Raw genomic sequence first — 14,483 nt, 5'->3', positions numbered from 1 at the left:
CCGAGGTGCGGCGGCTGCGTGATAAGTGTTAAGAGCGAGAGCGGTTCCGTACCCCGCCGTCGTGCTGGACAAGCGAAGCGCAGATCCAGGACCGAATACCACAGGCCGAAATTTGACGAGGACTGGTGGTGATCCCCTCGTGCACCAACGATCCCTTGGGGTCATGGTCCTGGCTCCCGTGCGCAATTGCGCACTAGGCCAGGACGACGACGGAGGAATCGGCTATCCTCCCCCGATGGACAACACCGCCCGCATTGCCCTCGTACCGCCGCCGGACCGCCGACAATCCGAGACGGCGCTGGCGATCGCGCGCGGGACGGCGCGGTTGCTGCGCTCGCTCGGCTTCACCTGCATCAGCGAATTGCCGCTGCCCTCGGGGCGACGCGCCGATCTCGTCGCGCTGAACGAACGCGGCGAGGTCTGGATCGTCGAGATCAAATCGTCGGTGGAGGATTTGCGCGCCGATCAGAAATGGCACGAATACCGGGCGCATTGCGACCGGCTGTTCTTCGCCTTCACGCAGGACCTGCCTTGCGAGATCTTTCCGCAAGATACCGGCTTGATCATCGCGGATGCCTATGGTGCGCACCTGCAATGCGAGGCGCCCGAGCACAAGCTCGCTGCGGCCACGCGCAAGCAGATGACGGTGCGGTTCGCCATGGCGGCGGCGTTGCGGATCAACCGGCTGGTCGATCCGCAGGGGCATGCGGAGTTTTGGGAATAGCGGCGCCGCGAGCGCGATGCCGTAGGGTGGGCAAAGCGGAGCGTGCCCACCATCCAGGTCAAAGATTGAAGCAGACATGGTGGGCACGGCGCTTTGCGCCTTGCCCACCCTACGGCACCGTTATCGCGGCGCGCGCTTGGCCAAAATCCGCTGCAACGTGCGCCGATGCATGTTGAGCCTGCGTGCCGTCTCCGAGACGTTGCGGTTGCACATCTCGTAAATGCGCTGGATGTGTTCCCAGCGCACGCGGTCGGCCGACATCGGGTTCGCCGGCAACTCGGACTTGTCCGAGCCGGTCGACAGCAGCGCCGCGACGACGTCGTCGGCGTCCGCGGGTTTCGAGAGATAATCGACCGCGCCCATCTTCACCGCGGTGACGGCGGTGGCGATGTTGCCATAGCCGGTCAGCACGATCGCGCGGGCGTCGGGGCGCTTCTTCTTCAGCGCCGAGACCACGTCGAGACCGTTGCCATCACCGAGCCGCAGATCGACCACGGCGAATGCCGGCGCCGCCTTGCCGATCTGCGCCAGACCGTCCGAGACGGTGTCGCATGACGTCACCGCAAAGCCGCGCGTTTCCATGGCGCGCGACAGCCGCTCCAGAAACGGCTTGTCGTCCTCCACGATCAGCAGCGAGCGGTCGGTCTGTTCGTTCAGTTCGGCGATGGCGTTCAAGGTTTGGTCCTCTCTCCAGCGCGTCTACATATGGCGGCGCAATCGGGCGGTGCCAAGGGCGCCAATGGTCGATCGGCCCCGTTGTGCGACGCAAGGTCGCGGCCTATCCTATTGTTTCTTCGAAGGTCTCGATAGCCTCAAAACGGTCTCGCGGCCACGTGATCTGGACCACTGCGCCATGGTCCGGAAAGGTCCGGTTGGTAAACGAGACCTTGGCGCCGGTGCGCTCCAGCAAGGTGCGCGCGATGAACACGCCGAGCCCGAGGCCGCCGCCTTCGTCCTTGCTGCGCCGCCGCGACAAATAGGGCTCGCCGATCCGGTTCAGGATGTCAGGCGGAATGCCGGGACCATCGTCGGAGATCACGAGCTCGATTGTGTCCTTGTTCCACCACGCATTCACCTCGACGGTGGTGCGGGCGAAATCGACCGCGTTCTCGACGATATTGCCGACGCCGTAGAGGATCGCCGGATTGCGCGAGCCGACCGGTTCGGCCACGATGGCGACGGCGATGCGCACCTTGATATCGACGCCGAAATCGCGGTGCGGCGCCACCACCTCCTCGATCAGCTCCGACAGCTTCATGCGGTCGAACGGCGCGCCGGTGGAGGAGAGCTGGGTGATCTTGCTCAATATGTCGCGGCAACGCTGCGTCTGCTCGCGCAGGGTCTTCAGGTCGGCGGCAAAGTTCGGCTCCTTCACCGTCTTCTCCAGCTCGCGCGAGATCAGGAAGATCGTCGCGAGGGGCGTGCCGAGCTCGTGCGCTGCGGCTGCGGCCAGGCCGTCGAGCTGGGTCAGATGCTGCTCGCGCGTCAGCACCAGCTCGGTCGCGGCCAGCGCGTCGGCGAGCTTGCGCGCCTCCTCGGTGACCTGGAACGAGTAGAGGCTGGTCACGCCGATCGCGAGCGCGATCGAGAGCCAGACGCCGACGAGATAGATCGGCGGCAGCACCAGCGGATCATCAGAATCCCAGGGCAGCGGCAGATGGAAGAAGAACAGGACCGAGGCGCAGGCGACAGCCAGCACGCCGAGGCCGAAGGTGAAGCGGGCCGGCAGCGCCGTCGCGGAGATCAGCACGGGCGCGAGGAACAGGAACGAGAACGGGTTCTGGAGTCCGCCGGTGAAGAACAGGAGACCCGCCAGCTCCACGATGTTGAGCGCGAGCAGTCCGGCCGCCTGCATCGGCTCCAGCCGCTGCAGCGGATTGGACACGGTCTGGAGCGCCAGATTGAGCGCCGCCGACAGGGCGATGATGCTGACGCAGGGAACGATCTCGACATTGAATTCCAGCCCCTGCGCCACGATGAAGATCGCGGCGAGCTGGCCGAGCACCGCGAGCCAGCGCAGTCGCAGGATCGTATCCAGGCGGATATGCCGCTGCGCGGGGCGAAAGTCGGAAGCGGCAAGTTCGGTCATTTCGGCCAATGGGGCGGTGCCTTCTCGATCACAAGCGCGCGGCTCACGGAACCGCCGGATTACAAGCCTTGCGCTCTCCGCTGCAATAGCAGAAGAACGCCCAGCATGACGGAGAATGACAAGGCTTCAAGCTGGCCGACTGTCGCGGATCGCAGCCTCTCCGCGGCAATCGCGGTCGATCACCTGGTCAAGGTCTACAAGCAGACCCGCGCCGTCGACGACATCTCCTTTTCGCTTCCGCGCGGCAGCATCACCGGGCTGCTGGGCGGCAACGGCGCCGGCAAGACCACGACCATCGCGACGATCATGGGCCTCGTGCTGCCGACCTCCGGCCGCGTGCAGGTGCTCGGGCATCGGATGCCGGAGGACAGCGCGTCCGTGCTGGGTCGGATGAACTTCGAGAGCCCCTATGTCGACATGCCGATGCGGCTCACGGTGCGTCAGAACCTCACGGTGTTCGGCAAGCTCTATGCGGTGAAGAACCTCTCCGATCGCATCGCTGAGCTCGCCGACGATCTCGATCTCACCGAGTTCATCGACCGCGCCAACGGCAAGCTCTCCGCAGGACAAAAGACGCGCGTTGCGCTTGCCAAGGCGCTGATCAACCAGCCCGAGCTGCTGTTGCTGGACGAGCCGACCGCCTCGCTCGATCCCGACACCGCCGACTGGGTCCGGGGGCATCTGGAGCGTTATCGCATGGCGAACAACGCCACCATCCTCTTGGCGTCGCACAACATGCTCGAGGTCGAGCGGCTCTGCGATCGCGTCATCATCATGAAGCGCGGCCGTATCGAGGACGACGATACGCCCGAAGCCATCATGGCCCGCTACAACCGCACCACGCTGGAAGAGGTGTTTCTGGACGTCGCGCGCGGAAGGGTGAACGGCGCGCAGGAGGTGGCACGATGAGCCAGGCCGTATGTTGCGACCGTAGCCCGGGTGAGCGAAGCGATACCCGGGAACGCCGCCAGCAAGGTCCCGGATATCGCTTCGCTCATTCGGGCTACGCGGTGCCGCAATGACCGAACTCTCCCTCCACCGCGGCATCTCCGTCCACCGCATTGGCGCGATGATCCTGCGCTATTGGTACCTGTTGCTGTCGTCCTGGCCGCGGCTGCTCGAGCTGCTCTACTGGCCGGCGCTGCAGGTCATCACCTGGGGCTTTCTGCAGCTTTACATCGCGCAGAATGCCCACTTCTTCGCGCGTGCCGGCGGCACCCTGATCGGCGCCGTCATTCTCTGGGACATCCTGTTTCGCGGGCAGCTCGGCTTTTCGATCTCGTTCCTGGAAGAGATGTGGGCGCGCAACCTCGGCAATCTCATGATGAGCCCGTTGAAGCCGATCGAATTTCTGCTGTCCCTGATGATCATGAGCCTGATCCGGCTCGCGATCGGCGTCATCCCCATGACGCTGCTCGCGTTATTCCTGTTTCACTTCAATGTTTATGCGCTCGGCGTGCCGCTGATCGCGTTCTTCTGCAATCTGATCTTCACGAGCTGGTCGGTCGGCATTTTCGTCTCCGGACTGGTGCTGCGAAACGGCCTCGGCGCCGAGAGCATCGTCTGGACCTTGATGTTCGGCATCATGCCGCTCGCCTGCGTCTACTATCCCGTCAGCGTGCTGCCGGTCTGGTTGCAATACATCGCCTGGACGCTGCCGCCGACCTACGTGTTCGAAGGGATGCGCGCGCTGCTGATCGAAAACACCTTCAGGACCGATCTGATGCTGAGCGCGTTGGCCATCAACGCGGTGCTGTTGCTTGCATCTTTTGGGGCATTCCTTGCCCTTTTGCGCAGCGCCAGGATGCAGGGCTCGCTGCTGTCAGGCGGCGAATAACGTCACTTTCTCGTGGATTCTGCCCGGTTTGGGCACCTCGGCCACGTAGATGTACGGAACCATGCATTGACGCAATATTACGCATTCGGCAGTATGCTGCGATGCGAAGAGGAATATAGCGATGCCGATTGGTGAGTTTGGCGGGGCGCCGCCCCTGGTGGCCGAAGGCAGTCCTGTCCTGACGACGCCGATGTACTGGATGTACGAGATGGGGCAAGCCTCTCTCAATCCGGCGCGTGCGATCACGGACGCGACCAAGCTCCTGTTTCAGAATCCGCTGAACCCTTGGGCACGCACCGAGGTTGGCAAGTCGGTTGCCGCGGCCTGCGAATTGTTCGAACGCACCACCCGCCGCTACGGCAAGCCGGAATGGGGCCTCAACGACACCGAGGTCAACGGCATCCGCGTTCCCGTCGAGGTCCGCTCGGTCTGGGAAAAGCCGTTCTGCCGCCTGCTCTACTTCGATCGCAAGTTCGCCCGTCCACTGCGCAGTCCGCATCCACGCGTGCTGATCGTCGCTCCGATGTCCGGCCATTACGCGACGCTCCTCCGCGGTACCGTCGAGGCTTTCCTGCCGGCGCATGAGGTCTACATCACCGATTGGGCCGATGCCCGCATGGTGCCGCTCAGCGACGGCCGCTTCGATCTTGACGACTACATCGACTACGTCATCGAGATGCTGCATGTCCTCGGCGGCAACACGCATGTGCTGGCGGTGTGCCAGCCCTCGGTTCCCGTCGTCGCTGCCGTTTCGATTATGGAAGCGCTACGCGATCCCTTTGTGCCGACCTCGATGACGCTGATGGGCGGCCCGATCGACACCCGGCGCAATCCGACTGCGGTGAACAACCTGGCCCAGGAGCGCGGCATCGACTGGTTCCGCAACCACGTCATCACCAAGGTGCCGTTCCCGCATCCGGGTATGATGCGCGACGTCTATCCGGGCTTCTTGCAGCTCAACGGCTTCATCAGCATGAATCTCGACCGGCATATGGATGCCCACAAGCAGCTATTCGCCAACCTGGTAAAGGGCGACGGCGACCTCGTCGACAAGCATCGTGACTTCTACGACGAATATCTCGCGGTGATGGATCTCTCCGCCGAGTATTACCTGCAGACCGTCGACACCGTGTTCGTGAAGCATTCGCTGCCGAAGGGCGAGATGACCCATCGTGGAACACGCGTCGATCCCTCCAAGGTCACGCGCGTCGCGTTGATGACCGTCGAAGGCGAGAACGACGACATCTCCGGCATCGGTCAGACCGAAGCAACGCACACATTGTGCAGCTCGATTCCCGATCACCGCCGCGTTCATTACGTCCAGAAGGGCGTCGGACATTACGGCGTGTTCAATGGCTCGCGCTTCAAATCGGAAATCGTGCCGCGCATCCACGACTTCATGGTCTCGGCGGCGAATCCGAGCTCATTGCAGGCTCTCGCGGCCGAATAATCGCGTTTTTCGGCTTTCCCGCTGAAAATCGACGCCCTGTCGGAGGCTCCGACAGGGGCGAGTTCCCGCTAGATTCGCGGTATTTAGGTAGCTTTGTAGGAGTGAGTCCAACCTCACCCCTTGGGGGTGCCACATGCGCCGAACGGGGGCGAAAAAAGCCGGTTCCAACCCCAGTCCGTAGGGTCTCCCGGACGCCAGACCCCTGTATATTGGGCAAATGATTTGTTTTTGCGCCGAGCGCTTTCCCTGGCGGCGGTTATGGCAGAATCCGGGCGCTCTCCTGCCCCCCGGACTGACAGACATGGCCACTCGCGCACTCCTCTATCGGCGGCCCCACGAGCCGAAGACCCTCCTGATCACCCATGGATCGCAATATTTTGCGATTCGACTGCGCCGGCATCGCCGCGCGCGCCGTTACACGCTCAGAATTCATCCGAGCGATCGCGAAGCCATCCTCACCATGCCGCCGCGCGGCACGCTCGCCGAAGCAAAAGACTTCGCGCAGCGCCACGGCGCGTGGATCGCGGCACGTCTCGGCCGTTTGCCGAAGGCCGCGCCGTTCCAGCCTGGCACAGTGATACCACTTCGCGGCACGGCCCATCGCATCGTTCATCGCGCCGGCACGCGCGGTACGGTGTGGACGGAAGTGCGCGACAGCGGGGAGCGCATTCTCTGCGTCGCCGGCGGCGTCGAGCATGCGGACCGTCGCATCAGCGACTTCCTCAAGCGCGAGGCTCGCCGCGACCTTCAGCGTGCGGCGGAATCCTATGCCGCCGAGCTCGGCGTCAAGGTCAAGCGGCTCTCGATCCGCGATCAATCCAGTCGTTGGGGCTCCTGCACCTCGGCCGGCTCGCTGTCGTTCTCCTGGCGCCTGATCCTCGCGCCGCCCTACGTGCTCGACTATCTCGCCGCCCACGAGGTCGCCCATCTCGTTGAGATGAACCACTCGGCGCGGTTCTGGCGCGTCTGCGGCAAGGTCTGCCCGTCGATGGAGCGCGCCAAGAAGTGGCTCGATACGTACGGCAACGACCTGCACCGCTACGGGGTCGAGGATTAGGCCCTCGCTGCCAACCTCCATCTGACGCTGTCATCGCCCGGCTCGACCGGGCGATCCAGTGTTCCGAGGCGGTTGTTATTGAACCGAGAGGCCGCGGCGTACTGGATTCCCGCGTTCGCGGGAATGACAGTTGAGAATGCAGCGACGTCCGCGCGTACTCAATTCATCCCTCTGCTCAGGCGCTGACATCCGCGCTTGTCCCCGGCTGCGTGCGCGAGGCGAGATAGGATGACTGCAATTGCACGCCGGCCTTCTGGCCCTCGGCCAGCATCGCCTGGAAGGCTGCGTCGAGTTGATCGCGGCTATAGGTTGCGGAGCTGCTTTCACGCGGGGTCCATTGCGATTGCGTGATCGCGGTGGAAGCTTTTTCAACGGTGCCACCGAGCCGCTCGGCGTATCTGTCGGCCCGCCACTGCGCCAGATCCGGTCCACTCAGATCGGGTGGATCCTCCAGCTTGCCGATCTTTCCAGCCGCCTCGTTGGTCATCGTTGAGGACCCGCCATTGTACAGGGTGGCGACCACCTTGCCGTCGACCTTCACCTGAGCATAGGTGTTCTCAGGGGCATCGTCCGAGACGACCGACTGAGTTGCGCTCGTGTCATGGGTCATCAGCCAGTTCGATGCCATGAGGTCGCGCAGGTGAGGATTGTCCGCCGCCGATATCGACTTGGCGCCTGTCAGGGGCTTGACCTGCGAGACGTCAATCCGAAAGCCGTCGGTCGCAGCATCAGTCGCATCCGGTCCCGCCGGCTGAAGACTCGATGTCCTATTCGAAGCGGACGTTGATGCGGGTCGCAGATGAGGCAACGCCGCGCTGGATACACCCGACATCATGGAACGCTCTCCGATACTTGCTCAACCTGTGAGAGCAAATCCCGGGCCGCCGACCGGAGCTTGAAGAGACTGGTGTTTTTGCGTTCCGGGAGCTGCGGGGATCGGCCGATTTTGCCATGGTAGGCAGGACTTGCCGAAGACGACACCGGTGGCGAACCGGGAGAGCCGAGATAGCGGCCGCGTTCGGGATGATGGCGGAACGGTTCTGTTTTGCCCGAGGTGTCAAATGGCTTTGCTGTCAGAATCAGCCGTCTTGCGCCTCACGCAAGCCGTTGATTTCGTTATCCTCGGCTACTGTGCATGGGGTTGTTTTCGCTTGTTTTTGTTTTGAGGTCACCCGGACCTCAGGTCGGCGCTAGCGATTCCCGCCGAACAGCCGGTCCATCAGCCAGCCATCGAGTCCTGCGGCTGCCTCCGGTCGCGCATTGGCGCGCGTGGGGGGTGGGCGATAGCCGCCGTTGCTGGCCGGTGCGGGTCCGGGCGCTGCCGCTGTTGGCGGCGACACCTGCGACGTCGCCTGCGCCAGGTTCGACAGGCCCCAGCCACCTGGAGAGCTCGGCAAGGCTGCTACCGGCACGCCCTCGTGCGCTGTGCGCATGAAGCGCGACCAGACTTCGACCGGCAAGCCGCCGCCGGTGGCCTTCTTGGTCGGCGAGTTGTCGTCATTGCCGAGCCACACGCCGGTGACGAGGTTGGCGGTGTAGCCGATGAACCAGGCGTCGCGGTAGTCCTGGCTGGTGCCGGTCTTGCCGGCCGCTGGCCAGCCCGGGATCTCCGCCTTCTTGGCGGTGCCGCTGATCAGCGTTTCCCGCATCATCGCGTTCATCATGCCGACATAGCGCGGGTCGACCACCTGGTTGTGCTCGTCCGCCTGGCGCATGTAGAGCAGCTTGCCACTGAGCGTCCTGATCCGCGTGACGACATGCGGCGTCGCCGTGAAGCCGCCATTGGCGAAGGGTGCATAGGCGCCGACCAGCTCGACCATCGAGACTTCGGAGGTGCCGAGCGCGATCGAGGCGTTGGGCTCGAGTTTCGAGGAGATGCCGAGCCGGTGCGCGGTGCGCACCACGTTCTTCGGCCCGACCTCGAGGCCGAGGCGAATGGCGACCGTGTTGAGCGACATCGCGAGCGCCTGGGTCAGCGTCACCGCGCCGAAATATTCGTGGGTGTAGTTCTCAGGCCTCCAGCCCTTGACCTCGATCGGCGCGTCCTGGCGGACCGTGTCGGGCGTCAGCCCCTGCTCGAGCGCGGTCAGGTACACGAACGGCTTGAACGAGGAGCCCGGCTGGCGCCTGGCGGTGACCGCGCGGTTGTACTGGCTCTCGGAATAGTTCCGCCCGCCCACCATGGCGCGAACCGCGCCGTCGGGCGTCATCGCCACCAGTGCGCCCTGGCTGACATTGAATTTCACGCTCTTGGCCGCGAGCTCGTCGATGATGGCGGCTTCCGCCACGCTCTGGAGCTTCGGATCGATCGTGGTCTCGACCTTGATGCTCTCGTCGATCTGGCCGACCAGATCGTCCAGCACCTCGCCGATCCAGTCGGCGACGTAATTGACCGTGCCGGCGCCGACCGGCTTCACATTGTAGGAGGGTTGGCCGATCGAGGCCTGCGCCTGCGCTTCGGTGATGAATTTGGCATCCGCCATCGCCGTGAGCACGATTTTCGCGCGCGCTTCTGCGCCCTCGGGGTTGCGGTTGGGCGCGAGCCGCGAGGGCGATTTGACGAGACCGGCCAGCATCGCCGCTTCCGCGACGGTGACGTTCTTGGCCGATTTGCCGAAATAGCGCTGCGCGGCGGCCTCGACGCCGTAGGCGCCGGAGCCGAAATAGACGCGGTTGAGATAGAGCTCCAAGATCTCGTTCTTGGAATGCTTGCGCTCCAGCCAGATCGCGAGCTCCGCTTCCTGCAGCTTGCGCGCCATGGTGCGCTCCTGGGTCAGGAACAGGTTTTTCGCCAATTGCTGCGTCAGCGTCGAGCCGCCCTGCGACACGCCGCGATGGAGCACGTTGGTGACGAGCGCGCGGAGGATGCCCACGGGATCGATGCCGAAATGCGAATAGAAGCGGCGATCCTCGATGGCGATGAACGCCTTGGGCAGATATTGCGGCAGATCCTTCAGCGAGACGTTGGCGCCGGCCATCTCGCCGCGTTGCGCCAGCATGCTGCCGTCCATGCCGACGATCTGGATCGTCGGCGGCCGCTTGGGGATTTCCAGCGACTGGATCGGCGGCAGATGAGCGCCGACATAGATCACGACGCCGATCACGGCGATGGCGCCCCATAGGCCCAGCACCGCGCCCCAATAGACCAGGCGACCAAGGCTCGCGCCGATGCGTGACTTCGATCGCCGCTTGGGGCTGCCGCGGCCGGCTGGCGCCTTCCGCTCGCGCGGCGGCTCGTCGCCGGCATCCTCGCTCTTGCGCTTGGCAGATGACTTCGTTGATTTCTTCGGCTTCTCATCGCCGCCAGGAATGCGGTCGGCCGCGGTCAGGCGCAGATCGGCGAGTGCCGCAGGCAAGCCGAACAACGGCTCCTTCCGCCCACCCTTTTTCTTTCCCAACCCCATACGCAAACGCCCGGTCAGCCCGCCCCGCCGCACGCTAGCGGTCGCTGTTTAAGGCCCGGTTACCCAGAGCTTAACGCGCGATTAGGAGGTGCGGCATTCGCTGGCCGCAGTTCCGCTGGGAGGTCGGCAGAGCTAGGATCGCCGGCATAAAAGAAAAGGAAACTCAGATGGGCCACATCGATCCAACCAAGGAGATTTTCGCGCAGTTCCGGGACAACGACCGTCCCGGCCCGATCCACATGCTCAACCTGGTGCGCTTACGCAAGGAGGCAGCCTATCCAGATGGCCGCAAGGCGAGCGGCGCGGAAGCCTATGCGGCCTATGGCCGCGAGAGCGGCCCGGTGTTCGAACGCCTCGGCGGCCGCATCGTCTGGCAAGGCAAATTCGAGTTGATGCTGATCGGCCCCGAGACTGAGCGCTGGGACCATTGCTTCATCGCCGAATACCCAAGCGTCGCCGCGTTCGTCGAGATGATCCGCGATCCCGTCTATCGCGAAGCGGTTAAGCACAGGCAGGCCGCCGTGGAGGATTCACGGCTCATTCGGCACGCGGTGCTGCCGGTGGGCAAGAACTTTGGCGAGGTGCCGGCCTGAGCGGCGTCGGCGGAACTCCCTCCTCAAGGTGGATGGCCGGGCTTGACTCGGCCATCCACGCCTCACCTGCTTGCTCCGAGAAAACTAACCCGCCGGACCCGCATCTTCCAGGAGCGGGCCGAACAGCTCCCAGCGTTCGCCGTTGAACTTCATCATCTGAAGCTGCTTGTTGACGCGGTAGTCGGTCGCCGAGGTGTTGGCCTTGATGCCGGGCAGGGCGATATCGCTGGTCACGTCCTTCAGCGAAGCCGCCTGCTTCATGACGTTTTCGCGCGTCAGGTTGTCGCCGCACTGCTGCAGCACGTGGGCCAAAAGCTGGGCGGTACCGTAGCCGTAGGTATTGAAGTTCGAATCCTTGTCGCCGTCCGGATAGTACTTCGCCATGAAGTCGAAATACTTCTTCAGGCCGGCATCGTCCTTCCAGGTCGGATCGAGCGGATCCTTGCCGTAATTGACGCTGATCACGCCCTTGGCGGCGTCGAGACCGGCAGGCTTCATCACCGCGCCGACCGAGGTGGCGTTGATGTCGACGATCTGCACCGGCTTCCAGCCGATCTCGCCGATCTTCTTGATCGCCTGCGCCGCTTGCTTCGGCGTGCTGGCGCTGAAGAACAGATCGGCGCCGGCATCCTTGATCTTGAGGATCTGCGAATCGACGGTCGGGTCCGAGACTTCGTAGGAGGACTCGTTGACGATCATCTTGGCGGCCTTGTCGCCGAGCCCGGCCTTGATGCCGTTCAGATAGTCCTTGCCGAGATCATCGTTCTGATAGAGCACGCCGACTTTGGCGTTTGGATATTCCTTCAGGATGTACTGGCCGTAGATGCGGCCCTCGACGAAATAGTTAGGGTTGTAGCCCATCGTCCACGGAAAGTTCTTCGGGTCCGTGAACTTCGAGGCGCCGGTGGCCGCGAACAGCTGCGGCACTTTCTTGGAGTTGAGATATTTTTGCACGGCCGCATTCGATGGCGTGCCGATGATCTGGAAGGTCAAGAGCACCTCGTCGCTCTCGACCAGCTTGCGCACCTGCTCCACTGCTTTTGGCGGCGAGTAAGCGTCGTCATACTGGATCAGATTGATCTTGCGGCCGTTGATGCCGCCCTGGTCGTTGATCATTTTGAAATAGGCGGCCTGGGTCTTGCCGATCGACGCGTAGGCCGATGCCGGTCCCGAGAACGGCACGGTCTGGCCGACTTTGATCTCGGTATCGCTGGCCCCCGGATCATATTTCTTCTGGGCATTGGCCGCCGAGACCGATAGCGCCAGGGTCAGCGCCGTTGCCGTGGCCAGATGCAGCATTCCATTCCTCATTCGCATTTCCTCAATGTTTGTTGCCGGTGATCAATCAGGTGCGCCTGTGCGCACCTGATGTCACCGCTGACGGCGATAGTGGATGAGGCGTTGTTGCAACGCAAGTTTGGGCGTGCGCCCGCAGTTCGTAGCATGCGCGGCTGCGCAGCAGGTTTGTAAGGTGGGCAGCGCCGGCGGATGCGCGAAGTGCAGTCCGCCGGGCGTAACCCGCCCTATGAGATATCCGAGAGGCTAACCCGCTGGACCCGCATCCTCCATGATCGGGCCGAACAGCTCCCAGCGTTCGCCGTTGAACTTCATCATCTGCATCTGCTTGTTGACGCGGTAGTCGTTCGGCCCGGTGTTGATCTTGATGCCGGGTAGCGCGAAGCTCGGGGTGAAGTCCTTGATGTTAGCGACCTGCTTCATCACGTTCTCACGCGACAGGTCGTCGCCGCACTGTTTCAGCACCTGCGTCAGCAATTCGGCGACTGAATAAGCATAGGTGTTGACGGTATTGAGCTTGTCCCCTTCGGGGAAATACTTGTCCATGAAGGCAAAGAACGCTTTCACGCCCGGATCGTCCTTCCACTGCGGATCGCCGGGCTCCTTGCCGTATTGGGTGGAGATGATGCCCTTGGAGATGTCGAGACCGGCCGGCTTCAACGTCGCCGAGATCGGGCTCGCGTTGATGTCGAGAATGTGCACCGGCGTCCAGCCGAGCTCGGCGACCTTCTTGATCGCCTGCGCCGCGAATTTGGGTGTCGAGGCATCATAGAAAAGATCGGCGCCCAACGACTTCAGTTTGACCACCTGCGAGTCCACCGTCGGATCGGTGACCTCGTAGGACACCTCGCCGACGATCATGCTGGCGGCCTTGTCGCCGAGACCGCTCTTGAGGCCGGCGAGATAGTCGCGGCCCATGTCGTCGTTCTGGTAGAGCACGCCGATCTTGGCGTTCGGATGCTCCTTGAGGATGTACTTGGCGTAGATGCGTCCCTCGGACACGTAGTTGGGATTATAGGCGATGGTCCAGGGATAGTTCTGCGGATCGTTGAAGCGCGCGGCGCCGGTCGAGGCCAGCAGTTGCGGGATCTTCTTGCCGTTGAGATATTTTTGCACGGCAGCGTTCGCGGCCGTGCCGATGATCTGGAAGGTGAACAGCACCTCGTCGCCTTCGACGAGCTTGCGCACCTGCTCGACCGTCTTCGGCGGCGAATAGGCGTCGTCATACTGGATCAGATTGATCTTGCGGCCGTTGATGCCGCCCTGATCGTTGATCATCTTGAAGTAGGCGGCCTGGGTCTTGCCGATATTGGCGTAGACGGAATAGGGCCCGGAGAACGGCACGGTCTGGCCGATCTTGATCTCGGTGTCGCTCGCGCCGGTGTCGTATTTCTTCTGGGCGAGAGCTTGGTTGGCGGAGAACGCGAAGGCGAGCGCCGCCGTGGCGGTGATGAAGGCTCTGCGATTGCTCATGTGGGCTTGTTCCTCCTGACGGAATTTCCGACCGACGGTCTTGTCCCGTTGATTGCCAACGGTCGCCATCGCTGTCGGAGATTGTGGAGGAACGGCAGGCGCCGCGCAAGGATCGCGGTGCCGCGCTATGGCATCTCAGGTCAGGAACAAGGCCAACAGCGCGAGCGCCGCCGGCAGCGCCTGCACGATCAGGATCCGCGTGCTGACGGTCGCCGCGCCATAAGCGCCGGCCACGATCACGCAGAGCAGGAAGAACGCCTTGATCTGGAACGCGAAGGCCGGATTGCCGTGCACCAGCCCCCAGACCAGGCCGGCGGCCAGGAAACCGTTATAGAGTCCCTGGTTCGCGGCCAGCACCTTGGTGATCGCTGCCTTCTCCGGCGTGTTGCGGAAAACCTTCAAGCCCTGCGGCTTGTCCCAGAGCAACATCTCCAGGATCAGGAAGTAAGCGTGCAGTGCGGCGACCAGCGCCACCAGGATATTCGCGATCCAGATCAAGTTGAGCTCCCCCAGCGTCAGCTTTCGGGTGGACGCTAGCACGGCTGGCGTGGCAAGTGCGA

13 protein-coding genes are annotated in these 14,483 nt (G+C 63.3%); 6 read left to right on the top strand and 7 right to left on the bottom strand.

Annotated features, from left to right (window positions below; all coding sequences use genetic code 11):
* Window positions 1–235 precede the first annotated feature (235 nt).
* The gene (locus IVB54_RS38290) at window positions 236–724 is read left to right on the top strand and encodes an MmcB family DNA repair protein (protein ID WP_018455876.1); all 489 of its coding nucleotides are present in this window, start codon (window positions 236–238) and stop codon (window positions 722–724) included.
* Between the two features lie 120 nt (window positions 725–844).
* Here IVB54_RS38290 and IVB54_RS38285 read toward each other — a convergent pair whose 3' ends face one another.
* Complete coding sequence (locus tag IVB54_RS38285) at window positions 845–1,399, bottom strand: ActR/PrrA/RegA family redox response regulator transcription factor (protein WP_007598178.1); 555 nt, start codon at window positions 1,397–1,399, stop codon at window positions 845–847.
* Between the two features lie 103 nt (window positions 1,400–1,502).
* A complete protein-coding gene (locus tag IVB54_RS38280) occupies window positions 1,503–2,813 on the bottom strand; it encodes an ActS/PrrB/RegB family redox-sensitive histidine kinase (RefSeq protein ID WP_018455877.1) in 1,311 nt (436 codons plus the stop codon).
* Between the two features lie 105 nt (window positions 2,814–2,918).
* Between IVB54_RS38280 and IVB54_RS38275 the strand changes: the two genes are divergently transcribed.
* The 4 genes from IVB54_RS38275 (at window position 2,919) to IVB54_RS38260 (ending at window position 7,157) form a co-directional block, all read left to right on the top strand.
* Window positions 2,919–3,722: an ABC transporter ATP-binding protein gene (locus IVB54_RS38275; protein ID WP_085349757.1), complete on the top strand. Its 804-nt coding sequence runs from the start codon at window positions 2,919–2,921 to the stop codon at window positions 3,720–3,722.
* 109 nt (window positions 3,723–3,831) lie between these two features.
* On the top strand, window positions 3,832–4,650 hold the full coding sequence (locus IVB54_RS38270; protein ID WP_247777000.1) for an ABC transporter permease: 819 nt from the start codon (window positions 3,832–3,834) through the stop codon (window positions 4,648–4,650).
* Between the two features lie 121 nt (window positions 4,651–4,771).
* Entirely contained in the window at window positions 4,772–6,100 is a 1,329-nt protein-coding gene (gene phaZ, locus IVB54_RS38265; RefSeq protein ID WP_018455880.1) for a polyhydroxyalkanoate depolymerase, read from the top strand.
* A gap of 217 nt (window positions 6,101–6,317) precedes the next feature.
* Window positions 6,318–7,157 (top strand): SprT family zinc-dependent metalloprotease, encoded by an 840-nt coding sequence (locus IVB54_RS38260; protein ID WP_026233044.1) that lies wholly within the window; start codon window positions 6,318–6,320, stop codon window positions 7,155–7,157.
* Window positions 7,158–7,332: 175 nt separating this feature from the next.
* Here IVB54_RS38260 and IVB54_RS38255 read toward each other — a convergent pair whose 3' ends face one another.
* The gene (locus IVB54_RS38255) at window positions 7,333–7,992 is read right to left on the bottom strand and encodes a hypothetical protein (RefSeq protein ID WP_247295909.1); all 660 of its coding nucleotides are present in this window, start codon (window positions 7,990–7,992) and stop codon (window positions 7,333–7,335) included.
* 355 nt (window positions 7,993–8,347) lie between these two features.
* Entirely contained in the window at window positions 8,348–10,561 is a 2,214-nt protein-coding gene (locus tag IVB54_RS38250) for a penicillin-binding protein 1A (protein ID WP_018455883.1), read from the bottom strand.
* Between the two features lie 167 nt (window positions 10,562–10,728).
* Here IVB54_RS38250 and IVB54_RS38245 point away from each other — a divergent pair, with 167 nt between their 5' ends.
* Window positions 10,729–11,154: a DUF1330 domain-containing protein gene (locus IVB54_RS38245; RefSeq protein WP_018455884.1), complete on the top strand. Its 426-nt coding sequence runs from the start codon at window positions 10,729–10,731 to the stop codon at window positions 11,152–11,154.
* 84 nt (window positions 11,155–11,238) lie between these two features.
* Here IVB54_RS38245 and IVB54_RS38240 read toward each other — a convergent pair whose 3' ends face one another.
* The 3 genes from IVB54_RS38240 to IVB54_RS38230 all read right to left on the bottom strand — a co-directional run bounded on the left by IVB54_RS38240 (window position 11,239) and on the right by IVB54_RS38230 (window position 14,421).
* Window positions 11,239–12,465 (bottom strand): ABC transporter substrate-binding protein, encoded by a 1,227-nt coding sequence (locus IVB54_RS38240; protein WP_085385519.1) that lies wholly within the window; start codon window positions 12,463–12,465, stop codon window positions 11,239–11,241.
* 231 nt (window positions 12,466–12,696) lie between these two features.
* A complete protein-coding gene (locus IVB54_RS38235) occupies window positions 12,697–13,923 on the bottom strand; it encodes an ABC transporter substrate-binding protein (RefSeq protein WP_026233046.1) in 1,227 nt (408 codons plus the stop codon).
* Between the two features lie 135 nt (window positions 13,924–14,058).
* On the bottom strand, window positions 14,059–14,421 hold the full coding sequence (locus tag IVB54_RS38230; RefSeq protein ID WP_231189569.1) for a DUF1304 domain-containing protein: 363 nt from the start codon (window positions 14,419–14,421) through the stop codon (window positions 14,059–14,061).
* Window positions 14,422–14,483: the final 62 nt, after the last annotated feature.

This window comes from Bradyrhizobium sp. CW1 (assembly GCF_023100665.1).
Lineage (GTDB): Bacteria > Pseudomonadota > Alphaproteobacteria > Rhizobiales > Xanthobacteraceae > Bradyrhizobium > Bradyrhizobium canariense_D.
Note: the sequence above shows the minus strand (reverse complement) of the source record. Positions and strands in the feature narration are given on the sequence as shown.